The 20,924-nt window shown below is 66.7% G+C and carries 17 protein-coding genes; 8 read left to right on the forward strand and 9 right to left on the reverse strand.

All coding sequences use genetic code 11. From position 1 onward, the window contains the following. Positions 1-580 precede the first annotated feature (580 nt). Complete coding sequence (cml, locus tag HUA78_RS15415; RefSeq protein ID WP_174476586.1) at positions 581-1,843, forward strand: CmlA/FloR family chloramphenicol efflux MFS transporter; 1,263 nt, start codon at positions 581-583, stop codon at positions 1,841-1,843. Between the two features lie 247 nt (positions 1,844-2,090). On the opposite strand, the gene HUA78_RS15420 is transcribed toward cml, so the two are convergent. Continuing rightward, positions 2,091-2,819 carry a glutathione S-transferase family protein gene (locus HUA78_RS15420; RefSeq protein ID WP_174463905.1) on the reverse strand — a complete coding sequence of 243 codons (729 nt, stop codon included), beginning with the start codon at positions 2,817-2,819 and terminating at the stop codon, positions 2,091-2,093. Positions 2,820-2,861: 42 nt separating this feature from the next. Next, positions 2,862-3,650 (reverse strand): AraC family transcriptional regulator, encoded by a 789-nt coding sequence (locus HUA78_RS15425; protein WP_174463906.1) that lies wholly within the window; start codon positions 3,648-3,650, stop codon positions 2,862-2,864. A gap of 77 nt (positions 3,651-3,727) precedes the next feature. Between HUA78_RS15425 and HUA78_RS15430 the strand changes: the two genes are divergently transcribed. The 3 genes from HUA78_RS15430 (at position 3,728) to HUA78_RS15440 (ending at position 7,224) form a co-directional block, all read left to right on the forward strand. Beyond that, on the forward strand, positions 3,728-4,219 hold the full coding sequence (locus tag HUA78_RS15430) for a DUF1772 domain-containing protein (protein ID WP_174476587.1): 492 nt from the start codon (positions 3,728-3,730) through the stop codon (positions 4,217-4,219). A 255-nt stretch (positions 4,220-4,474) separates the two neighbouring features. Further along, positions 4,475-4,939: a GNAT family N-acetyltransferase gene (locus tag HUA78_RS15435; protein WP_174476588.1), complete on the forward strand. Its 465-nt coding sequence runs from the start codon at positions 4,475-4,477 to the stop codon at positions 4,937-4,939. Further along, positions 4,930-7,224 (forward strand): hypothetical protein, encoded by a 2,295-nt coding sequence (locus HUA78_RS15440; RefSeq protein ID WP_174476589.1) that lies wholly within the window; start codon positions 4,930-4,932, stop codon positions 7,222-7,224. Before HUA78_RS15435 ends, HUA78_RS15440 begins: the two co-directional genes overlap by 10 nt. Positions 7,225-7,254: 30 nt before the next feature. Here the strand turns inward: HUA78_RS15440 and HUA78_RS15445 are convergent, their stop codons facing one another. Genes HUA78_RS15445 through HUA78_RS15455 form a run of 3 tightly spaced genes read right to left on the reverse strand, consistent with a single transcriptional unit; the run spans position 7,255 to position 9,985 of the window. Continuing rightward, positions 7,255-8,847, reverse strand: coding sequence for a caspase family protein (locus tag HUA78_RS15445; protein ID WP_174463910.1), 1,593 nt, complete (start codon positions 8,845-8,847; stop codon positions 7,255-7,257). Continuing rightward, positions 8,844-9,509 carry a hypothetical protein gene (locus HUA78_RS15450; protein WP_174476590.1) on the reverse strand — a complete coding sequence of 222 codons (666 nt, stop codon included), beginning with the start codon at positions 9,507-9,509 and terminating at the stop codon, positions 8,844-8,846. Before HUA78_RS15450 ends, HUA78_RS15445 begins: the two co-directional genes overlap by 4 nt. After that, a complete protein-coding gene (locus tag HUA78_RS15455; RefSeq protein ID WP_174456299.1) occupies positions 9,506-9,985 on the reverse strand; it encodes an RNA polymerase sigma factor in 480 nt (159 codons plus the stop codon). Before HUA78_RS15455 ends, HUA78_RS15450 begins: the two co-directional genes overlap by 4 nt. Before the next feature lie 145 nt (positions 9,986-10,130). On the opposite strand from HUA78_RS15455, the gene HUA78_RS15460 reads away from it, so the two are divergent. From HUA78_RS15460 to HUA78_RS15470, 3 genes are all read left to right on the forward strand, one after another. After that, complete coding sequence (locus HUA78_RS15460) at positions 10,131-12,533, forward strand: TonB-dependent receptor (RefSeq protein ID WP_254623734.1); 2,403 nt, start codon at positions 10,131-10,133, stop codon at positions 12,531-12,533. A 1-nt stretch (position 12,534) separates the two neighbouring features. After that, positions 12,535-13,827 carry a hypothetical protein gene (locus HUA78_RS15465; RefSeq protein WP_174476592.1) on the forward strand — a complete coding sequence of 431 codons (1,293 nt, stop codon included), beginning with the start codon at positions 12,535-12,537 and terminating at the stop codon, positions 13,825-13,827. Positions 13,828-14,191: 364 nt separating this feature from the next. Beyond that, positions 14,192-15,721 carry a putative metal-binding motif-containing protein gene (locus HUA78_RS15470; RefSeq protein WP_371745603.1) on the forward strand — a complete coding sequence of 510 codons (1,530 nt, stop codon included), beginning with the start codon at positions 14,192-14,194 and terminating at the stop codon, positions 15,719-15,721. 97 nt (positions 15,722-15,818) lie between these two features. Here HUA78_RS15470 and HUA78_RS15475 read toward each other — a convergent pair whose 3' ends face one another. Beyond that, complete coding sequence (locus HUA78_RS15475) at positions 15,819-16,712, reverse strand: SGNH/GDSL hydrolase family protein (protein ID WP_174476594.1); 894 nt, start codon at positions 16,710-16,712, stop codon at positions 15,819-15,821. A gap of 243 nt (positions 16,713-16,955) precedes the next feature. On the opposite strand from HUA78_RS15475, the gene HUA78_RS15480 reads away from it, so the two are divergent. After that, a complete protein-coding gene (locus tag HUA78_RS15480) occupies positions 16,956-17,366 on the forward strand; it encodes a VOC family protein (RefSeq protein ID WP_174476595.1) in 411 nt (136 codons plus the stop codon). Between the two features lie 67 nt (positions 17,367-17,433). Here the strand turns inward: HUA78_RS15480 and HUA78_RS15485 are convergent, their stop codons facing one another. From HUA78_RS15485 to HUA78_RS15495, 3 genes are read right to left on the reverse strand one after another with little or no spacing between them, the layout of a single operon-like run. Next, complete coding sequence (locus HUA78_RS15485; RefSeq protein ID WP_174476596.1) at positions 17,434-19,053, reverse strand: ATP-binding protein; 1,620 nt, start codon at positions 19,051-19,053, stop codon at positions 17,434-17,436. Continuing rightward, on the reverse strand, positions 19,050-20,519 hold the full coding sequence (locus HUA78_RS15490; protein ID WP_174476597.1) for an ATPase domain-containing protein: 1,470 nt from the start codon (positions 20,517-20,519) through the stop codon (positions 19,050-19,052). Before HUA78_RS15490 ends, HUA78_RS15485 begins: the two co-directional genes overlap by 4 nt. Further along, positions 20,516-20,911, reverse strand: coding sequence for a hypothetical protein (locus tag HUA78_RS15495; protein ID WP_141640335.1), 396 nt, complete (start codon positions 20,909-20,911; stop codon positions 20,516-20,518). The genes HUA78_RS15490 and HUA78_RS15495 overlap by 4 nt, the downstream gene beginning before the upstream one ends. Positions 20,912-20,924 lie beyond the last annotated feature (13 nt).

A 20,924-nucleotide genomic window follows, 5' to 3' on the forward strand; every position in this document is an offset into this window, starting at 1 on the left:
TGCGGTCCGCTCTCCTATTGCGACGCAGGCTCAGGGACCTGTCGCTCATTGCCAATTTTGGACGAGCGGTGTGGCGACTCCAACGGCACAGGGGACTTCGCCGACTGTCTGGAATCAAGCTGCGAGCTGGTCTTCAGCATCCCCCCTAGGTGCGTATCCGTCGCCTCGATGAAAGGTGTCTGTGGGACTAAGAGCTTGGAGTGTGGTCCGTCCGCAGTTTGCCGGAACAGAAAATGCTTTCCTCAGTGGTGTGGCTGAGCCCCTGGAGCACCGCGCTCGCGAGCCGCACTATCTAGACCAACAGCCACGACTCTCACGTTTAGCTGATTGCTGAGCCTGTCTACCCCTCCGAGAGAGCTCCAGGAAGCAACCGTCCGACCACTGCCGGAGGATTGAGCGACACCGGCGCGGTTGCTATACCCACCCGTGGCCTTCGTGCGCAGACACGACGCCCGCAGGAGCCGGCCGGATGAGCACCACCAAATCCGCAGATGAGTGAGCCGCGGCGACACGTCAACCGTTGCCGCGGCCCTCTGTCCCAGCTCATCCCGGTACCCGTGGAGAGGCAGAGCGCCGCCAGATGTTCCTCATTTGTGCGGATGCAATCGTGCCTGACCCTAAAACCCTGTCGTGGAAGCACTCGGTGCCAGCAGCGCTGTGGCTGATGGCCCCGTTCGACCTCCTGGCCTCACTGGCCATGGACATCTACCTCCCCGTGGTTCCGGCGATGACCGGAATCCTCAACACCTCCCCCGCCATCATCCAGCTCACGCTGAGCCTCTACATGGCCGTGCTCGGGCTCGGGCAGGTGGTGTTCGGCCCGGTCTCGGACCGCATCGGCCGGCGTCCAGTCCTGCTGGGAGGCGCGCTGTTGTTCGCGACCGCCTCGTTCCTGCTCGCGGGCACGTCCGATGCCGCGATGTTCGTCGGCCTGCGGCTCCTGCAAGCCGTGGGGGCGTCGGCGGCCCTCGTCGCCACGTTCGCGACGGTCCGTGATGTCTATGCGGACCGCCCCGAGAGCGCGGTCATCTACAGCCTGTTCAGCGCCATGCTGGCCTTCGTGCCCGCGCTCGGTCCCATCGCCGGGGCCTTGCTCGCCAGACAACTGGGATGGCGAGCCATCTTCACCACGCTCGGCATCCTGGCGGCGGCGGCCTTGCTGAACGCCGTTCCGAGATGGCACGAGACGCGCCCATCCGGCGGGACACACCACCGCGTGGCGTTCCGGCCCATCCTGCGCAGCGCCGCGTTCTGGACGTACACGCTGGGCTTCAGCGCGGCCATGGGCGCATTCTTCGTCTTCTTCTCCACGGCGCCTCGCGTCCTCATCGGACAGGCAGGCTTCTCGGAGCTCGGGTTCAGCCTGGCCTTCGCCACCGCCGCGCTCGCGATGATTCTCACGACACGCTTCGCGAAGCGCTTCGTGGCGACCTGGGGGCTCGAAGGAAGCCTCACCCGCGGCATGCTCCTGTTGTTGCTCGGCGCGGCGTTGCTGACAGCCGGGCAGTTGCTCGCGGCCCCGTCCTTCTGGACGTTCGTCGTGCCGATGTGGGTCATCGCGGCCGGTATCGTGTTCGCCGCGTCCGTCACCGCCAATGGCGCACTCCAGGCCTTTGGCGCCATGGCGGGAACAGCGGTCGCGCTCTACTTCTGCATCCAGAGCCTCATCGTCGGCGTCCTCGGAACGCTGATGGTTGTCCTGCTCGACGGCGACACCGCGTGGCCACTGGTGGGGTACGCCTCGGTCATGTCCGTGGTGACGTTGACCGCCCTGCGGAACCTCCGACAGCGGCAGCACACCCAGGAGGAGCAGGTGCCTGCGACGAGGCTCGACACGCCCTGAGCAGGGAGCCCAGGGTTCCCCAACAAACTCAGGGGCCACCTCTGTCAGGCGAGTCCCTGATTCGTTCATGAACCTCTGACCCGGGCTGGCCGCGCCGCGAAGGCACTCCCCTTCCGGCGCGGCTGGCTTCCGTCCTGCCCGCGCGGGACGGAAGCCGCGCGGAGAGCGGCCATGGGCAGAGTGGTTCTGTCAGTCGGCGCGGAGACTGAGCGCCGAGCCGCCGCGGCAGCAGCGAGCAACCTTGCGCCTACCGAGCCGAGTGTGTCGCCACCAGACGTGCGCGCCACTTCAGCAAGTCGTCGAACTCTCCCGCCAGGGCCTCGTCACTCCAGCAGCGACGTGTCGCGGGGCCCAAGGGCGGCTCTATCCGCGCGGCCGGGGCAATGCCCTCCAGCACCACGGCCATGGTGACATCCGCATAGCTGAAGCGCCCGAGCAGGTACTCACCGCCCGACGCGCGCAACCCGGCGCGGGTTCGCTCCAGCGCCTGTCGCAGCGAGCCCGGGACCACCAGCTGCCGATACTTGCGGTCGAGTCGACGCGCGGCATCGCGTGCGACAAAACGCAGGGGGCGGCGCAGCGGCCGGGGCAGCACCGAGGCGGCGGCTTCGTCGAGCGCCTCCGGGTCGGCCAACACGGAGCGCACCACGCGCGTCCGCGCCTCGGCGAGCGCCGCTTCACTCAATTCGTTCCAGGGAGCAATCACCTCGAAGTCACCCAGCCGCCCGTCACCGGCCCATTGCGCCGCATAACGGGCGATGTCCCAGGAACCGCGCACGACCTGCGCACCAGCCAGCAGCACCGGCACCGACACCTTGCCCGACCATTGCCGCATGCGCCAACGCAGCGCCGGCTCGCTCAGAGTCGGCGTGTACTCCCGATACACGAACGCAACGCCGCAATGCTCCAGGGCCCAGCGCGCCTTCTGGGTCCAGGGCGAGAACGCTTCGCCGAACAGCATGGTCGATTGCGACATGGCAGGGCTCCGTCTACGCAGGCACTCCAGCGCCGGAGAGTCTCACCCGCCTCCGCGCCGGATGACAGCGGGAGTCAGCCCCGTGAGTCGGCGGAAGACGGTGGTGAAGTGGCTCTGCGAGCTGAAGCCCACCTCCAGCGCGATGTCCCCGAGGGAGCGGGAAGTGCGAATCAACAACTCGCGGGCCCGCTCCACCCGCCGCTGCTGCACGAAGGCGTGCGGCGTCATCCCCGTGGACTGCCGGAAGGCGCGGGTGAAGTAGAAGACGCTCAACCCGGAGCGCTGGGCCAGCTCCTCCACGCGAATCGTCCGCGCGAGGTGCGCCTCGATGAACAGCTGCACGCGATGGAGCGCGGCGGCGGAGAGGCCTCCACGCCGCCGCGCCGCCCTGGAGCCTCCGGGGGCCTGGAGCAGCTTCGCCACACGGGACGCATGGCGGTCCTGGACCGCCCGTGCCGAGGTCAGGAAGCCCGCGATGACCTTCAGGTCCGCATCCGGCAGGGACGACATCAGCTGGAACCCCTCCGTGCGAAAGGGTCCCCAGAGGGTCTCAATCCATTCGCGCGCGTGTCCCGTGAGCACCAGTCGCGTGCCACTTCCCGCCGACTCCCGTCGCACATAGCCCGCGAGCTCCAGCCGCGCCACATCTGTTCCCCGGGCGACGGCGCTCAAGGGCGTGGGCCCGCCGAAGTGCAATTGCGCCAGACACACCAGCTCCGCGCGGCCGAGCGCGAGCACTTCCCCGACGGCCGCGTCGAACTCAGCGGTGGCCTCCTGGAAGCGGACGATGTCGGCGCCAATCTGCTCGAGGAGGGAGTGTCGGGGACCCATGAGGAACACCGCAGGAATCAGAAAAACAGCACAAGGGCACGAAAGACGCTCACGGGCCCCGGACGCATCCTGCCCGCATGATGAACCTGAAGCCTTCGGCGGCGGAAATCTTCCTGTGGCTCTTCGTGCTCAACCTGGGCGTCTCCCTCGGCGCGGGGCTCTATGAGCACCGCATCATGCTTCCCAGATGGCTCGACGCCACCGGCGCGCACTGGTTCGCGGAGGCGGCGCGCCAGGACAACGTGGGGCTGCGCTTCTGGGCCTTCGTCAGCACGGGACCGCTGACGCTGCTCACCCTGGCGAGCTTCTTCTTCGCCACGCGCGCCACGGGGCCGCTGCGCACCTGGTGGCTCGCGGCCGCCGTGGTGGCGCTCGTGGACAGGCTCCTCACCTTCTCTTACTTCATCCCCACGATGATGCGGCTGATGCAGGCGTCAGACACGCCGGCGTCCGTGGAGAGCGCGATGCTCTGGGCCCGGTTGAACCACCTGCGCCACCTCCTGGTCGCGGGCGCCTGGTTCGCCTCGCTCCAGGCCCTGTCATGGCTCAGGCTGCAAGGAGGGAGGTGACAGCCATCAACGTGCGGGCAACGAACCCATGGGGGACTCGTTCCTCCAGGACGCAGCCGCGTTCCGCTGGCACGCGGGAGCCGCCGCGCACTGGCACCCCCACACAACCCAAGCGAGAGGCCCGCCGGCCCGGCGCCTGCCTTGCAATAGGCATACGGCATGGTGCCGCGCCCCGCATCGTTCCCTGATACTCCTTCCCTACCCCGGGTCATCAAACCGCACATCCGCCGGGCGGAACCCAGGGATGGAGACGCGATGTACCGGTTGGAGCTGGCCTCCATCCACTCCGCCTGGCGTGAGTATTACGACGGCACTCAGATACAGGCCTGGTGCCAGGCACTCCATCCGACGTCCCGCCGCGACGCGCAGTCCGTCCGCGAGTTGCTCGTCGCGGAGCAGGAGGGCCGGGTGGTTGCCTTTGGCCAGCTCCATCCCCGCAGGGCCCGTATCGAGGCGCTGTATGCCGCGCCCGGCCACATGCGGCGAGGCCTGGGGCAAAGCCTCTTGCGAAGCCTGGAACGCACCGCCTGGGATTTGGGCATGGAGGCCCTGGACGTCACCGCGTCCCTGTGCGCCGTCCCCTTCTACCGAGCCGCGGGATATGTCGAACAGGGCCCCTGGGACTTCGAGTTCGGCGAGGTCCGGGTTCCCGCGCTCCTGATGAAGAAGCACAGGCCGTCTCCCCACCCTCTCCCCTTCAGGAGGAGCCCATGGACCTGACGCATTACTGCGTGCTCTGCAAGCGCAACGTCGTCGACTTCCGGGGCGACCCATGCGAGCCCTGCAAGCGAAACCTCTGCATCTCGTGCCACTCGTTCCGTCGAGAATCCGAGGACGGGCTCTGCATGGGTTGTGGGAAGAAGTCGAACAGCTCTCGTGTCGAGCCGAGCCAGGGGGGCCCGCAGTCGAACCTGCTGATCTTCGGTCAGGCGCCGTCGCGCTGCTCCAACTGCAAGGGGCCCGTTTCGTTCGATGACGGCTGGTGTCCTGATTGCGGATTCAAGCTGCATCAGCCCAAACCCAAGAACACCAGGCAAGGCCCCGGCACGCTCTCGCTGGAGCTCGTCCTCTCGCTGATTGACCGATGGATCAACACCTATGACTTCTGGAAGGGTTACGAGCTCCAGTCATTCGAGTTGACGAAGAAATACCTCGAGTCGAACTCCTGCGACCTCGTCGTGGTGGTCGACTGTCTGTTGAAAACGCTCGCGCGTCCCATCCCCTTCAGCAACAAGCAGGGCGAGCTGGATATATTCCATCAGGCGCTTCGCAAGGTCACCCTCCTCGCGCAGACGCAGGGGCTCCTGAGCGTCAACCCGAATGACTTCGACCTGCTGTTCCGGCGAATCTTCCTGGACCGCCTGCACACGCTGAAGTACCTGCTCCACCTCCACGAACGAGGGGAGTCCCCCTCGTCGTCCTCGACGACTCAATCCATCAGCCTGATGGACAAGTGGCGCGTCGAGCAGCGCAAGGTGTGGACGAATACAATCCAGGAGAAAATCTACCAGGAGTACATCCACAAGCACGGAAAAGCATACACGCTCGCCATGGAGAGACTGAAGCAGCAGCACGTGCTGGCGGTGTCGTGCGGTTCGCTGCCGGCGACCCTCATCGAGCTGAGCGAGTGCAACCTCTGCTTCGTCATTCAAGAGTTGAATACGAAGCTCCCGCCCAAGGAGGGGGCCTGCGTCACCAAGGAGAAGTTCTATCAATTGCTGTACAGCGGGGAGATCTACGCGGAGTCAGGGTACTCGGCCTGGAAGATCGACCCCATCGAGGTCAAGAAGACCTATACCCGCCTGTCCGTGGAGGAGGACACACGGGAAATCGTCCTGACGTGCGCGGAGTGGATGCTCTACGAGCACTTCATCAAGCTGCCGATGTACTTCAAGCACGGCACCGAGACCGAGGCCATCAAGAGCAGTCACTCGTTGATGTCACCGACGGTCGGCAACCAGAGCGCGAAGTACACCAGCAAGACGATGGACGCCAAGTTCGGCCACATCGACTACGTGTTCGGCCGACTGGAGTTCACGTACAACGCCATGACGGGCGGCTCTCGCTACGGCGACATCGTCCTGTGCATGAACTTCGATGAAATCGGGCCGGAGCTGTGCATCTCCCTTCATGACCAGGGCATCCCCTTCGACAACGAGAACACCCACAAGAGCGTCCTGTACGATGAACTGGTCAGGGTGATCGACTTCAAGGAGAAACACTGCAGCGAGTGGACCCAGGTCTACGGCAAGACCAAACACTACAACTGCTTCCTCTTCGAGGTGTTCTACGGGAACTGGGGCTGCCGGGCGGCGCTCGCGCTCTCCCTCATTCGCGAGCTGCGCCGCTATCAAGGCAAGGTCGACCTGCTCGGGAAGCTCATCAAGGACCTGTCAGTCGCTTCCGCCACGCTCGAGAGTCCGGAGGATGCCTCCGTGCTCACCCTCCTCCACAAGACCCTCAAGACGTTCTTCCGCACCGAAATCCGGGTGCCGTGCATCCTCAGCCTCGAGGAGCCGACGATCGTGACGATCTTCGACCAGACGGTCGATACGAACTCCCAAGAGCGAATCGCGCAAAGCAAATGGGCGAAAGCCAGGGCGCTCCCGTACGTGGATTACGGCCCCGTGATGTCAGTCGAACGCCTCACCTTCTGCATCCTGCGAATCTCGCAGATCAACCTCGAGGACGCGGGCTTCGACTTCGCGAAGCATGTCCAGCCCAAGTTCAACCTATTGGAGGAGCTCTGCGCGAGGGCGGCGAAAGGCGAGAACGTCCCATTGCGCGACGTGCAGGACTACTTCAAACCCTACAAGGGGAAGCTGGACAAGCTGGACAGCAAGAAGAAGGTCAAGAAGACCAAGAAGCAGACCTTCATCATGAATTGCGACACCCTGTGCGGGGTGATTCATCGGATGTTGCAGACCATGGCGGAAATCGCAAACACGGGACACAGCAACCTGCTCGCGCCTCCGGAGTTGCGCTCGAAGTTCTCCTTCCAGTGAGGCGTGTCCCAGGCTCGGGGAGCAGCGGCGTCAGAACGCGACGCCGACAGCGACCCGATAGTCCGCGGAGAGCCCCAGTTGAGGCCTGCGCGGGCCCATGTCGATGACGATGGGGTGCCACATTCCGTCTTCATTGACGTCCCGCGCCGTCGAGAAGGCGTTGCCCACGCCCACGCCCAGGGACAGCACGAGCCGGTTCCAGAGGAGGAGCGAGTAGCCCACCTCGAGCGCCTGGTGCAGCGTGAAGATGGTCCTGTTGGCCCCATCATCCTTGACCCCCAGGATGCTGATACCCAGCTTCCCTCCGACGAAGAGCCCCTCCGGAGCATTGCCGAAGAGATGGTAGCGGGCGCCCGCGTCGAACCCGCCCATCGTGTAGCTCGTGACGCTGGTCTCCTGCCAGTACGAGGGCTCGAGCGTGAACGCCCAGAACGGGGTGAGGGCGTGGGCGTACTCCATCCGGAATGTCACCGCGAACGCGAGTGACAAGGGGTGGAGCAACACCATCCGGTGTGGCGTGACCTGGGCCCAGGTCGTGGCGGGGTCCTCGGCCCCCTTGGTCACGATGGGGGCGAAGCTCGCCGGCACCATGTCCTCCTCGTCGAGTTGGAGCGACTGCGCCGCCTGGATGCTGAACTCGCGCACGGCCGGGCGGTCCGGGCCCTTGCGCACCAGCAGGTAGCGCCCCGGGCGCAGGGCCACCTTCATCTGCCGCTCGCCAGCGGGGGTCTCGATGACGCTTTGCCCCGTCGACGTGAGCACCACCTCCAGCGGTCCCCGGCGCTGGACGAGCACGACGACACTGTCCCCTGAGTCCACGCGGGTGAGGGCCAGGTCATCGCGCCCCCGGAGGTTCATGTCGAAGCTGGGGTGCTGCAGGCGCTCCACGAACACCGACGTGTCGCGGATGGTGAGCTGCTTCGCATAGGTGAAGGCCTCGACGAGCGACACCTCGCCATCTCCAGCGATGTCGGCGGCGCCGCGCAGCCCCGCCACCAGATGATGGGTGAAGAACGAGCCCTCCAGGGCCTGCGTCTCGTGCGCGTTCTCCAGGCCGGAGCTGGAGGCGATGAGCACCGAGCCCGTGCTCTGCACATGGAGGGGCACCTCCAGCGCGAACGGCGCCTCCGCGTGAAGCCCCTTGGCCTGCGTCCACCCTCCGCCCCGGCACGCGTCGATGATGCCCACCCGCACCGTGGCATCCGAGCTCTCGATGCGCTGCTTCAGCGCGGCGAGTTGGAGCGGTGCGCCCTGGGGATACAGGGCCTGCTGGTCCGCATGCCCCGAGTAGTAGAACAGCAACATCGTGTCCCCGGGCGTCGAGCGCAGGCGCGCAAGCTGCCCGTCGAGCGCCGCGAGCACCGCCGCGGGGGTGGGGTCCAGGAGCAGCGCGACATCCTCCGCGCGGACCTCTCCCACCTGCACGAGGACGTCCGCCACCCGCCTCGCATCATCGTGCGCATAGCGCAGGGCGGCCCGGCCGGGCACCGCCGCGTTGGAGCCCACGATGACGGCCATCCGCCTCGACGCGGGGGGCGTGGCACGCGCCTCCTCGGCCCGGGCCGTGGCGGCCATCAGCCACGAGAGCAGGACGACGAGGCACGCGCGGGTGAATCCATTCATGGCGGAGGACCCTTGGGCAGACGCAGCTCGGTGGTCCACAGCTTCTCAGTCCTGGGCGCGTCGGAGAAGAGCGCCTCGGTCTGGGACGTGGGCAGCGGCTCGCGGCTGAAGAGGACGCGCAGGACCTCTTCGCCCCCCGCCTCATCCACCCGCCAGCTCGCGGGCAGCGCCATGTCTGGCCCTTCGGAGAGCGGCCCCGCGAAGAGCACCGCCCACCCCGACGGCGCGCGCGCGGCCACGGCGACGTACCGGTACGACTCCGAGGACACCTGCAACCGGATGCGGTCCTCGGGCACGAGCGGCGTCTGCCCATCCCAGAGGAAGACCTGCTCGCCACGCTTGAGATGGACCGCGACAGCGGGCGCGCCCTTGGGGGCCACGTACGGCGTCCCCGGGACGACCACGAACACCAGACAGGCCAGCGCGGCGGTGGCGACGAGGGGCAAACCCCATCGCCTCCACTCCAGACGCCACGTCCCACGGGGCGGCGCTGTCCCAAGCGACCGCGCCCACGCGGGCACGGACTCGGGCTGCTTCACGCGCTGGAGGTAGGCACCACATTCGGCGCAGGTCTCCAGGTGCCGCGCGAGCGATGGTGCTGGCGGGCCGAGCGCCGCGCGGTCCAGTTCGAGGAAGGAAGGATGCCGTGGGGTCGTCGTCATGGTCCGAGCGTCCTCCTCAGGTGCTCCACCTGCTCATCGAGCCGCTGGAGGAGTCGCCGCACGGTGCGCTCCGACACCTGGAGCACCTCGGATATCTCCTGCTGCGTCAATCCATCCAACCGGCTCAGCAAGGCGGCCTCCAGCGCATCCGCGGGCAGGTGGCGCGCATAGGCTTCCAACTCCTGACGCCGCCACAAAGTCGCCTCGGCGGAGCGCTCATCCGACAGCTCCTCCGAACGGTGGGCGGATGCGCTGCTCGGGCGTTGGCGGAGCCGGTCCACGGCCAGGTTCGTGCTGGTCCGGTAGATCCACGCGGTCGCATGGCGGGCGTCCTTGGGGAGCCCCGTCCGCCACAGCCGGATGAAGGTCTCCTGCGCGACGTCCTGCGCCTCGTCGGAGTCCCCCAGCATCCGGCGGCACTTCTCCCGGATGAGCGGGAAGTAGCGCAGGTAGGCGCTCTGGATGTCGGTGTCCAAGGCTCTGGGAGGCTCCGGAGGGATTCTCCGAGGGAAACGAACAGGGGCCAGAAAAGCGGACAGGAAATCTCGCGGCGAATCTCCGGACGAAGGTCTGGCCGGTTCCGGGCCCCCGCCCCGTTGTTCTGGCGGACCGGAGGGATTCATGTCTCGACTGCCGTTGCACCTGGCCAGGTGGGCCTTCACCCTGGGACTCCTGCTCGCGCCCCACGCCACGCTCGCGCAGGAGCCGCCCGAGGCACCGCGAGAGGGACAGGTGCGGGGCACGGTGCGCGCCCGGGGCACGCGCCGCCCCCTGGCCGACGCCGCCCTCCAGGTGTCCGGAGTGTCGGAGGTGGTGCGGCCCGACGCGGAAGGCCGCTTCGTGCTCCAGCTCCCAGCGGGCACCCACTCCATCGAGGTGCGTGCCCCCGGCCACAAGCCCACCACCTTCCTGGAGACTGTCAACCAGGGCCAGCAGGTCGAGGTCATCTACCGGCTCGACCCCTTGAAGGTGAGCCCCTACGAGACGGTGGTGAGGGAGGACCGGCCGCGCACCGAGGTGACTCGCATCCGACTGCACGCGCAGGAGGTTCGCGAGGTGCCCGGGACGCAGGGAGACCCCTTCCGCGTCATCATGGTGATGCCGGGCGTGGCGAGCCTCGCCTCCGGCCTCGGCTATCCCGTGGTGCGAGGCAGTCAGCCGGCCTCCACGGGCTTCTTCGTCGATGGGGTCCGCCTCCCCATGCTCTACCACCTGATGCTCGGGCCGGCCGTGGTGCAGCCCGAGTTCATCGACGCCATCGACTTCTTCCCCGGGACACCGCCCGTCCAATACGGGCGACTGCTCGGCGGCATCGTCGAGGGCCGCGTCTCCCGCCCGCGCGAGGACCGGGTCCACGCCTCGGCCACCCTGGACCTCATCAACAGCGCCGCCTTCCTGGAGGTGCCGTTCGCGTCCACCGGCACCAGCATCAGCGTGGGCGGCCGGATGAGCTACACGGGCCTGCTGAGCTCGCTCCTGGTCAACAGTCTCTCCAAGCCAGGCTCGAACGCCGTCGGCGCCGAGTTCTGGGACTACCAGGCCCGCGTCGACCAGAAGGTGGGGCAAGGGCGGCTGCGCCTCCTGGCCCTCGGGAGCTCCGATGTCCTGGCGTCCTACGCTCCCGAGGAGGAAGGGCAGATACCTGGCATGCCTGGCATGCCCAAGGACCCCACGAATGGCGGCGGCGGAATCACGCGCTTTCACCGGGTGGACCTCCGCGGCCTCCACCCTCTCGCCGACGGGGAGCTGGAGGTGGGCCTCACGGCGGGCGCCGACACGGTGGGCATCTTCTCCGAGCGAGGCCCTCCCCGCGTCCGAATCGGTGAGTTCGCCCTGCGGCAGAAGAGCCTCGCGGGGCGCCTGCGCTGGAAGCGGGAGCTTGGGTCGACGATGCAGCTCACCGTGGGCGCGGACGTGGAGCAGCGCCAGGGAACGGTCGTCGCCACCGGGAGCGAGGCCCCCGCCGGCTCCCAGTACTTCTCCGAGGACGATCCGCTCACCCGCCCCACGTCGGACGCCCGCACGAGCGGCGCCTACGCCGAGCTGCAGTGGAGCCCCTCACCGCGCTGGAGGGTCGTCCCTGGCGTGCGCGCGGACGTCTATCAACTGCTCGGGGAAATCACTCGCACGGCGCTCGAACCCCGGCTGACGGTGCGCCACGCCCTCACGGAGGCCGTCGTCCTCAAGGGGGGCGCGGGCCTGTTCCACCAGCCCCCCACCGTGATGCTCCAGCTCCCGGTGATGGAGGCGTCCGGCCTGCGCTACGGGCTGCAGGAAGGCCTGCAGTTCGACCTGGGCGCCGAGTGGAGGCCCCATCCCGCATGGGAGCTGAGCGCCGACGCCTTCTACAATCCCTTGCGTCGCACGGTGGAGTTCAGCCTCCAGCAGCTCCTCGACCTGCGGCGGCGGGGCGGCATCGCGGCGTCGGACCCGGCCGGCAGCGGCCACGCGTATGGCCTCGAGCTGATGGCCCGCCACGCGCTCGGCGGAGACTGGTTCGGATGGGCGTCCTACAGCTTCCTCCAGAGCCGGCGCCGGGTGCGCATCGAGCGCTACGATGACCAGAACCAGTTGCTGGGCACCGACCAGGCCACCGTGCCCTTCGCCTTCGAGCAGGAGCATGTCTTCAACGCGGCCCTTAGCCGCAAGCTCGGCAATGGCTACACCGTGGGGGCCGTCGTCCACTTCAACACGGGCCGCCCTGAAACAGGGGAGCTCACGCCGCAGCCCATGCGCGCCTCCGAGGACAGCGAGGGCAATCCCCGGTGGGTGCGGCAGGAGCGGAGCCAGGCGGGGCGCCTGCCCTCCTTCTGGCGCGTGGACCTGCGCGCCGCCAAGGCGTGGGCCCTGGATGACCTCGTGCTCGAGGCCTCCCTCGACCTGCTGAACGCCTCCTTCCAGACGGAGGTCCTCTTCTACGAATACACCTCGGAGCCAGCGGGCACGGACAAGACCTCCCTCGTGCGCAAGGCACGGGGCTTCCCCATCGTCCTCCCCATGCTGGGGCTGAAAGGAACGTACTGACATGCGCCTCACCCTTCTCGCGGGCGTCCTCTTGGTAAGCCTGGGTAGCGCGGGCTGCGAGCCCTTTCCCGACTCCCCCATCTTCTTCTACGGCATGGCCCTGAGGGCTGACGGCTCCCCTTTCCACTCGACAGCGCTGCCACTGGACGGGGGACGACACAGCAAGATTTACCGCGACCCGCTCGACTTCTCGCCGTATGGCATGACCACCACGCGCGACAATGGCGCCTTCGTGCTGGAAATCCTCTCGGGGGACATCGGGCCCTTCGTGACGGGAGGAGGCTCCTCGCCAAGACCGAACGCCCGCGCCCGCTTCCGGGTGGCGACGCCCCTGGAGGACGGCCCCGCGGCGTTCGTCTCGTTCACCCAGGTCAACGGAGGAGGAGACTCCGAGCTGCCGGTGCTGCGTGTCTGGGATGCGGACCTCGCCTGGAGCGATGCCCCGACCGGAAGGTGGCTGACCTTCGCACCGCCACCGTCCGCGCCCGAGGCGCCCCGAGGCGTGGTGGTCGATATCGACGACACCACACCGCAACCCGGAAGCCCGGAGGGTGACCTGGAGGACCCCTCGATTCCGCGGCCCGTGTTTCAGCTCCACACGAAGGAGGGCCTCGTCTGGAACGAAGAAGCCGTCACCTCGCCGAGGCTCCTGTCACCCTGGCTGCTCGAGGACTTCGCCACACTGGAGGCCCAGGTGCGAGTGGTGAGCGCGGGCGCCTGGCGCCGCGATGCCCTCACCAGCGACGAGGCCTGGCTCCACTTCCGACTCGAATGGCGCAGCGAGCGACTGCCATTGCCGGCGGGTGCGTTGCGCCCACTCAGCCGGGGGGCCCGGTGCCATCCGGTGACTGACGTGCCCTGCCCGTTCACGGATGGGCTGCTCGCCGAACAGCGCATCTCCGAGCTGTGGCCGAGGGGGGAGCCCTCTTCCAGCCCACGGCGCGTGGGCGTGCAACTGGAGACGCCAGCCCAGCTCTCGCGCGTGGTCATCCGCGGACTGAGGACGTATGGACAGGAGGTGGTCATCGAAGGCAGCGAGGACGGAGTGCAGTGGTCCGAGCTCGCCAGGCGACCGCTCGCCGAAGCACCCACGACAGGGAACAGCCGGCTTTTTCGCAACGTGAGCGACGCGGACAGTCCATGGGACCCACCGATCCCAGGGTACGAGTACGCCTTCCTCGACATCTCCCTGCCCGGAGGCCCCCCGGTCCGGTATGTCCGCCTGCTGTCCATGTGGCCCTCGCCCCAGGAGATAGAGGTGACCTCCATCGCGGAGCTGTCCCTCTTCGAGTGAGACAACCCGGCTCCCAAACTCCTTGCCAGATGGGCGGCCGGACTTGGTGGGTGGAGGGAAATCGATAAGCTCGTGCCCTGCCCAAGCCCATGCCAATTTCCAACTGGGAGCAGGACGGGTCGAGGGAGGGACGATGAGGTATCTGGCCCCGTGGCTCGGAGTGTGGCTGTCTGTCCTCGCGGGCTGCAGCGTGCCAGGACTGGAGGAACTCAAACGAGGGCGCGCCCTCCCTGTTTCCATCCATTACACGGCGAGCTTCAGGACGGGCTGTATCCGTGTGGTGGCGCAGGGGGCACAGGACGCCACGACAAGGATGGAGGAGACAGCCTCGAACCTGGCCTCCATTTCCCCCCCATTGAAGTGGGTGCTTCTGCGCAAGCCCCATTGGGGCGGGGACGTAAGTCTTACCGTCACCGCGCACGAGCAGACCTGTAATGGGCCGGAGGTGGACCGTCAGGTGGTCGTCTTCGCGGCGGGAGTCGAGGACGAGCAGTCAGTGATGCTGGAGACGCCGGACATGGACGCGGATGGCTACGTCCCCCTCGCGAACGGCGGCACGGACTGCGACGACAGCATCGAAACGGGCGCGAGTGCCTTTCCTGGCCACACCGAAGTGTGTGACGCCGTGGACAATGACTGCGACCAGGTACTCAACGAGGGATTCACCGTCCTCTATCCCGACGGAGATGGTGATGGAGAGGGTGATTCGTCCCAGCCGTCCTGCGAAGGCGCCTTACCGCCCCCGGAGTTCGTGGCGAACGGCCGGGACTGCGATGACTCGGACCCTGGAGTGAAGACGACGGCGGCGGAGGTGTGCGACGCCATCGACAACAACTGCAAGGGAGGGGTGGACGAGGTGGGGGACTGCGGGGGCACGCTGCGAGAAGTCGCCGACTTTCATCTGCGAGGTCCGGGTGGCGACGCCCCCTGGAGGACGGTGGCGATGTCCCCAGCGAATGGCGGGTATCCCGTGTGGATCGCCGGCCTCGGGGGACAACTGGTCGTGCGCAAGGCGGCGAACGAGCGGTTCGAGAGCTTCAGCTTTGGAGCTTCGACGACGACGCCGCCTCCAGATGGGAGTCCGCCGGCCAGTCCGAACCATTGCGGCAACTACGGTTGGTATGCCTCGTGGGTTGATTCCGAGGGGGCTGTCTACCTGGGCGGAGCGTCCGGCCGGGTGGCGATCCATGACGGGGAGACGTGCGCCTTCGCGTCGCAACTTCCCGTCAATGACACGGTGGTGGGAATGGTGGGCTTCGAGAATGGCTTCGACACCATCGTGTACATGGCCACCGACGCGGGCCAGCTCTTCTACTGGAGGACCTTTGAATGGAACCTCGGGAGGCCTCCCCAATCAACCCCCAACAGCTCTCGGGAGGGTCACCGCTACACAGGGCTGCACGGCTTCTCCGAGAACCTCACTCAAGACGATAATGAAAAACTGTGGGTGTCGGCGGTCACCGGAGGCAAGCAAGCGGTCTTGACCTATTTCACGGGGGACGACAGCTTGAATGTGCAGTCTCTGGACAATCCTGGCGACATCAGCGGAGCCATGAATGCGGTGTGGGCAAGGTCCTCCACCACGGCATGCGCGGTCGGTGACCGGGGAGGCGTCTGGCGGAAGAGTGGAGTGGCCGAATGGACGCAGCAATCCGTTCCCCCTAGGGGGGCGGTCGACTTCAGCAGTGTGGTGATGTTGTCGAACGGCGACTGCTACATCGTGGACAAGAGCAACAATGGCAGGCTGCATCGGCTGACCGGGAAGGGCTGGGCCAAGGGGCCAAGCCTTCCCGCGCACCTGACGGACAAGCCCTTGCACGACCTCGCGATGGAGACGGCGGCGAACTTCTGGATTGTCGGAGACGGTCGCGTGCTCCACTACCCGGAGCCGTAGCCTCCGGTTCGCGGCGTCTTCGAGCCGACGGGTCACGACAGCCCGTGCCATTCCGCCGCGCAGCTCCGCGGAATGGCACGAGCAGCGAACAAGCGACCTACAAGGTGCTCTCGGGTGCCATCACGGACGGGTCCACCGGGAATGGCGCACCGAAACCGGGGATGTCGGAGACCAGGTCATAGACGAGGTCCGCGAAGATGCTGTGCCCGTAGCTGGTCGGGTGTGCGAGGTCCCAGAACAGGTACTTGTCCGGGTTGACTGACTTGCCTTCGCACGAGTCCTTCACATTCGTCAGCCCATACGTCGAGGGCGACGCGATGATGAGATTGAGGTGCTTGTGAGCATCCACGCCATAGAAGGTCACGGTCGGGTAGTCGGTGCGCAGCCGCTTCAGCGCCTGAACCCACAGGCTGTTGAAATGTGTCACGGGAGGCGCGAACACGTACGTCCCCAAGCCGCCCGGAATGATTCGCGCCTTCGGCGTCTTCTCCAAGGGGGGAAGGTTCACCCAGACAATCTTCTTGGCGCCCGCGGCGACCAACTTACGAATCTGCGCCTCGACGTTCGAAGCCGCCTGGGCCGCCGCGGCCTTGATGGCCGTCGAGTTCAGCGGGTTCTCCTCCACCTTCCGGCTGATGTCGTTGGCGCCGCCCCACAACGTAAACAGCGTCGTGGAGGTGATTTGCGGAGCCTTGTTCAGGTAGGAGTTCACCTGGGTCGTCATTCCGCTCGTGAGCGCCCCTCCTCGTGCGTAGTTCGTCCCGCCTTCGTCGGAGGCCGTGAGCGGCAACCCGAGCGCGGTGGCGAGCTGTTTGACCCACACCCCGTAAATCTGACTGGCCGGTTGAGTGTTCGGACCGCTGGTGGAGACCCCGTTGTTTCCGTTGTCGCTCAGGCTGTCGCCGAACGCGACGATGGCACTCTGCGCGCTGGCATGCAGGGGCGCGAGCACGGCCAGGGTCATCCACCCTGTCAAAAATGACTTCTTCATCCAGAGACTCCGAGTCGAGGGGTACCCAAGCGAACCTATCCCTGGATTCTCTGCTTATCAACATTTGCTAGTTTTCTAGCCTGCACTCGCGGGGAGGGCGCGCGCGGACGGACGGTCCGACCTGGCGCCTCCTCGCCGCCGCCCTCGGGCAAAAATAAATCCCGTGTCGATCTCCCCAAAATACGTTCGTCGTGAGGATGAAGGCGACGCTCACCTCATCCACCCCTCTGAAGGAGACGCACCATGGGCACCAAGATCTTCGTCAACCTCCCCGTCGAGTCGCTGGACCGTTCCGTCAGTTTCTTCAAGAAGCTGGGCTACACGTTCAACCCCCAGTTCACCGACGCCAACGCGACGTGCATGGTCATCAACGAGCACATCTACGCGATGCTGCTGGTGAAGCCCTTCTTCAAGAGCTTCATCAAGAAGGACATCGCGGACGCCACGAAGTCGACCGAGGTCATCATCGCGCTGACCGTGGACAGCCGGGCCGCCGTCGACTCGCTGATGGAGAAGGCGCTGGCGGCGGGCGCCAAGGAGTCCAAGGAGAAGATGGACCAGGGCTTCATGTACCAGCGCAGCTTCGAGGACCTCGACGGGCACCAGTGGGAGAGCTTCTGGATGGACCCCTCCGCCGTCCAGCCGCAGCAGTAGGCACCTGGGAGGAGCGTGCCGCCCTTCGAGAGAGCCTCGAAGGGCGCACGCCCCCTCCTCGCGACAGCTATTGAGAGAAGGTCTCGATGGCGCGGAGCAGGGTTTCCGGCTGGACGGGCTTGGCCAGAAAGCCCGAGGCCCCACCTCGAGTCAGCTTCACGGCGGTGGCGGCATCCGCGGAGAGAATCAACAGCGGAATCGAGGAGAGCGCGGGGTCTGCACGACAGGCGTTGTAGAACGTCTCGCCATCCATGACGGGCATCCGGATGTCCAGGAGGATGAGACCAGGACGCAGTCCCTGTCGGAGCAGCTCGAGCGCCACCTGGCCATTCGACGCGGGAACCACCTTGTAGTCCCTGCCCTCCAGAATCTCCGAGATACCGAGCCGGACCTCGTCCTCGTCCTCGACAACCATCACCGTGGTTGAACCGGCGTTCCCACGCTCCATGGACGCAAGCTCCGGCCCATGACTCGCGCTCCGTGCGGGAGCGTCGTCACTCGCACGCTGACTCGTCATCGACCGGGGGAGCACCACCGTGAAGGTCGTCCCCTCTGCTTCAGAAGAACGCACGGAGACCGTTCCTCCGTGGCTTCGAACGATTTGCTCGACGATGTAGAGCCCGAGGCCCAACCCTCCGCCCGCCACGCGCCGCTGCGCGTGCTGGCCCTGTCGAAAGGGATTGAACAGCACCGGCACCAGGTCATCCGGAATCACGGGTCCCCGGTTGTGCACCGCGAAGACGACCTCGTCAGCCTCCGCCCGGAGTGTGACGCGGACGGGCGCGCGCTCCGCTCCGTACTGCAGGGCGTTGGTGATGAGGTTGGTGGCCACCTGCGTGAGGCGGCCAGGGTCCCAGTCGCCGAGGACGACCACCTCCGTCGCCACCAACTGAATCTCCCGCCCGGGATGGGACAGACCCAGGTCGTCGAGGGCCTCCTTGAGGAGCGCCAGGAGGTCGATGCGCTGCCGGGACACGGGCAGGTGACTGGTCACTCGAGCATGGGTGACATCCAGGAGGTCGTTGATGATGAGGTTGGCTCTCTCCGCGCTCCGCAGGGCTCGCTCGATGGCCTTCGCCCGCTGGGGGTCTTCCGTCTTGCGCAGGAGGTGGGAGGCAACGGTGGTGATGACCGAGAGCGGATTGCGCAGGTCGTGGCTGACGACCCCCACGAGGATCTGCTGGAAGTCATGGGCCGCGGCGAGCTCCCGTGTCCGCTGCGCGTCCTCGTCGCGAAGCTTGATCATGGTCAGGTAGGCGCCGAGCTGCGCCGTGATGACCGAGAGCAGCCGGAGATGCTGCACGTCGTAGGAGATGTCCTCGGAGGGCTCCATGCGAACCAGTCCGATGACCTCGTCCAATCCCATCAAGGGCAAGGTCAGGTGCGGATGCGCATCGGACGAGCGGCCAATCTCGTCGGCGTGCGCGATGAGGCGGAAGAGCCGGGTGAGGGTCGACAGGAGCGCCCCCCGCTCCGAGGCGGGCGGCTCCGGCACCACGACCAGCGTGTACGAAGTGCCTGAGAACGCCTTCAAGAGCGCACATCGCCGGTAGGGAATGAGCACCCGCGTCAGCTCCAGCGTGCGCTGGACCCGCTCATCCGCCCTGTCGGCCGATTCGAGCGTGCGCGCAATCTCGGAGAGGGTCCGCGCGATGCGACCAAGCTCGGCGTCATACTCCGCGCTCATGGGCTCTCCCTCGGCTCCCGGGTGGGAAGGCCGGTGAGAACACCGCGAAGGTCCTTGAAGCGCCCCGAGGTCACCTTCAAGCCGTCCGAGCCCACGGTCATCGACCGAAGCTCGGAGTTGTGCTTGATGCCGCGCGCCTTGAGCACCGAGATGGCCCGCTCCAGCTTGTTGCCTATCTCCACGTAGCGCAGCTGGATGAGGTTGTCGGCGATGAAGGAGACCCCGTGCCCCGAGATGACCGCGGTGCCCAGCAGCTGCTCGGATTCGACCGTCATCAGGAGCGTGACGCCGGCGCCGCGCATGTGCTTCGCGATGGCGTAGACCATCTCCTTGTAGCGACGGTCCGAGGGCACCCCCAGGGACATGGTGGTCAGGCTGTCGAACACCGCTCGGGTGGCCCCCAGCGCGCTCACCTCCTTGCGAGCCTCATAGAGGAAGCGGTCCGTCGACAGCTCCACGGGTGACGTGTACTTGATGACCAGCTTGCCCTGCTCTTCGAGCGCAGCCAGGTCCCAACCCACGCTGCGCGCAATCGAGCGGAGCTGGTCGGGGGTCTCCTCGAGCGTGAAGAGGACGCCCTTCTCCCCCCGGTGAGCCCCCTCGATGAGGAACTGGAGACTGAGCAGCGTCTTTCCGCTGCCCGTTCCGCCCTGAATCACCGTCGCGCTCCCGCTCGGGAGGCCGCCACCCAGCAGGTCATCCAGGCCCTCGACGCCCATGGTGGCGCGCGCCCCCGGGTCCGCGCTGGGCTGGACCTGGGTGTCCGAAGGAGTGCTCACGCGAGGGTAGAACGAGACGCCCGCCTTGCTGATGTCGAAGAAGTGCCGGCCCGACGTGTAGCCCGCGCCCCGCAGCTTGAGCACCTCCAGCTCGCGCACCGAGGTGAGTTCCTGCCGCTCACTGCCCAGACGGATGATGCCATCGGCCACCGCGAACTCGGCGAAGACGGGGAACTCCTCCCGCGTGTATTCGCCGACGAGCAGCGTCGTCGCGCCCCAGCTCGCCGTCTGGACCGCGAGGTCATAGATGAACGGACGCGCCCCCCCACCCTGGTTCTGGAGGAGCTCGCCGATGGCGCGAAAGCTGTCGATGGCCACGAAGTCCGGCTCATGCTTCTCGACGCGCGCCTCTATCTCCGCGAGCGTCCGCTCCGCCCCCTGGCGCACGCACGCACCGAGGTCGACGAAGATGACCTGCTTGTCGAGCAGCTCGACATCGAAGAAGTCGAACAACTGCATGTAGCGGATGACCTTGAGGGCCGGCTCGGAGAGCGTGGTGAAGTAGAGGCACTTCTTTCCCTGACGCGCCGCATGGAAGAGCATCTGGAGCGTCAGGACCGTCTTTCCGGACCCCGGCTCGCCGGCGATGACCACCATGGAGCGGGCGGGAATCCCGCCTCCGAGAATCCGGTCCAGCGCCACGTCACCCGTGGTCTCGGACTCGAGAGAGGTCTTCTTGGCGATCATGACTCATCCTCTGGAGGAAACAGACGACAGCGCTCGATTTCGGGAATCCCGCGGAGCCTGCGAAGGACCACGGGGCCCGTGAGCTCCCGCAGGAGCGGCTGCAGCTCGCGTGCGACTTCGCGCAGGCCGTCCAGCGTTCCGGCGGTGCCGGCCTTCCATTCGGGGGGAAGGAACAGGTGGTACTCGAAGCGCTCCCGGCTGACGGAGATGCCTTGGAGTTCGGGCACGGTTCTCGCGGCGTGCTTCAAGCTGCGACGGATGAGGGTCGCCGTGGCCGGCGTTCCCAGCAGGTCGGCCAACGCCGACCAGAGGACCTCGAAGAGCACCGCGGCCTCACAGTCGGGCGGATGGACGGTCTCGGTTCTCTGAGGCTGCTCACGCTTCTCGGTCACGGGCCATCCAGTC

The sequence above is a fragment of the Myxococcus sp. CA033 genome, from assembly GCF_013336625.1.
Classification (GTDB): domain Bacteria; phylum Myxococcota; class Myxococcia; order Myxococcales; family Myxococcaceae; genus Myxococcus; species Myxococcus llanfairpwllgwyngyllgogerychwyrndrobwllllantysiliogogogochensis.

Excerpts from the sequence above, each read along its gene's own strand:
- HUA78_RS15440 (WP_174476589.1), top strand. The coding sequence starts at position 4,930 with ATGGACCTGACGCATTACTGCGTGCTCTGCAAGCGCAACGTCGTCGAC.
- HUA78_RS15480 (WP_174476595.1), top strand. The coding sequence starts at position 16,956 with ATGGGCACCAAGATCTTCGTCAACCTCCCCGTCGAGTCGCTGGACCGT.
- HUA78_RS15465 (WP_174476592.1), top strand. The coding sequence starts at position 12,535 with ATGCGCCTCACCCTTCTCGCGGGCGTCCTCTTGGTAAGCCTGGGTAGC.
- HUA78_RS15430 (WP_174476587.1), top strand. The coding sequence starts at position 3,728 with ATGATGAACCTGAAGCCTTCGGCGGCGGAAATCTTCCTGTGGCTCTTC.
- HUA78_RS15435 (WP_174476588.1), top strand. The coding sequence starts at position 4,475 with ATGTACCGGTTGGAGCTGGCCTCCATCCACTCCGCCTGGCGTGAGTAT.
- HUA78_RS15490 (WP_174476597.1), bottom strand. The coding sequence starts at position 20,519 with ATGATCGCCAAGAAGACCTCTCTCGAGTCCGAGACCACGGGTGACGTG.
- HUA78_RS15425 (WP_174463906.1), bottom strand. The coding sequence starts at position 3,650 with ATGGGTCCCCGACACTCCCTCCTCGAGCAGATTGGCGCCGACATCGTC.
- cml (WP_174476586.1), top strand. The coding sequence starts at position 581 with ATGTTCCTCATTTGTGCGGATGCAATCGTGCCTGACCCTAAAACCCTG.
- HUA78_RS15445 (WP_174463910.1), bottom strand. The coding sequence starts at position 8,847 with ATGAATGGATTCACCCGCGCGTGCCTCGTCGTCCTGCTCTCGTGGCTG.
- HUA78_RS15475 (WP_174476594.1), bottom strand. The coding sequence starts at position 16,712 with ATGAAGAAGTCATTTTTGACAGGGTGGATGACCCTGGCCGTGCTCGCG.
- HUA78_RS15460 (WP_254623734.1), top strand. The coding sequence starts at position 10,131 with ATGTCTCGACTGCCGTTGCACCTGGCCAGGTGGGCCTTCACCCTGGGA.
- HUA78_RS15485 (WP_174476596.1), bottom strand. The coding sequence starts at position 19,053 with ATGAGCGCGGAGTATGACGCCGAGCTTGGTCGCATCGCGCGGACCCTC.
- HUA78_RS15450 (WP_174476590.1), bottom strand. The coding sequence starts at position 9,509 with ATGACGACGACCCCACGGCATCCTTCCTTCCTCGAACTGGACCGCGCG.
- HUA78_RS15420 (WP_174463905.1), bottom strand. The coding sequence starts at position 2,819 with ATGTCGCAATCGACCATGCTGTTCGGCGAAGCGTTCTCGCCCTGGACC.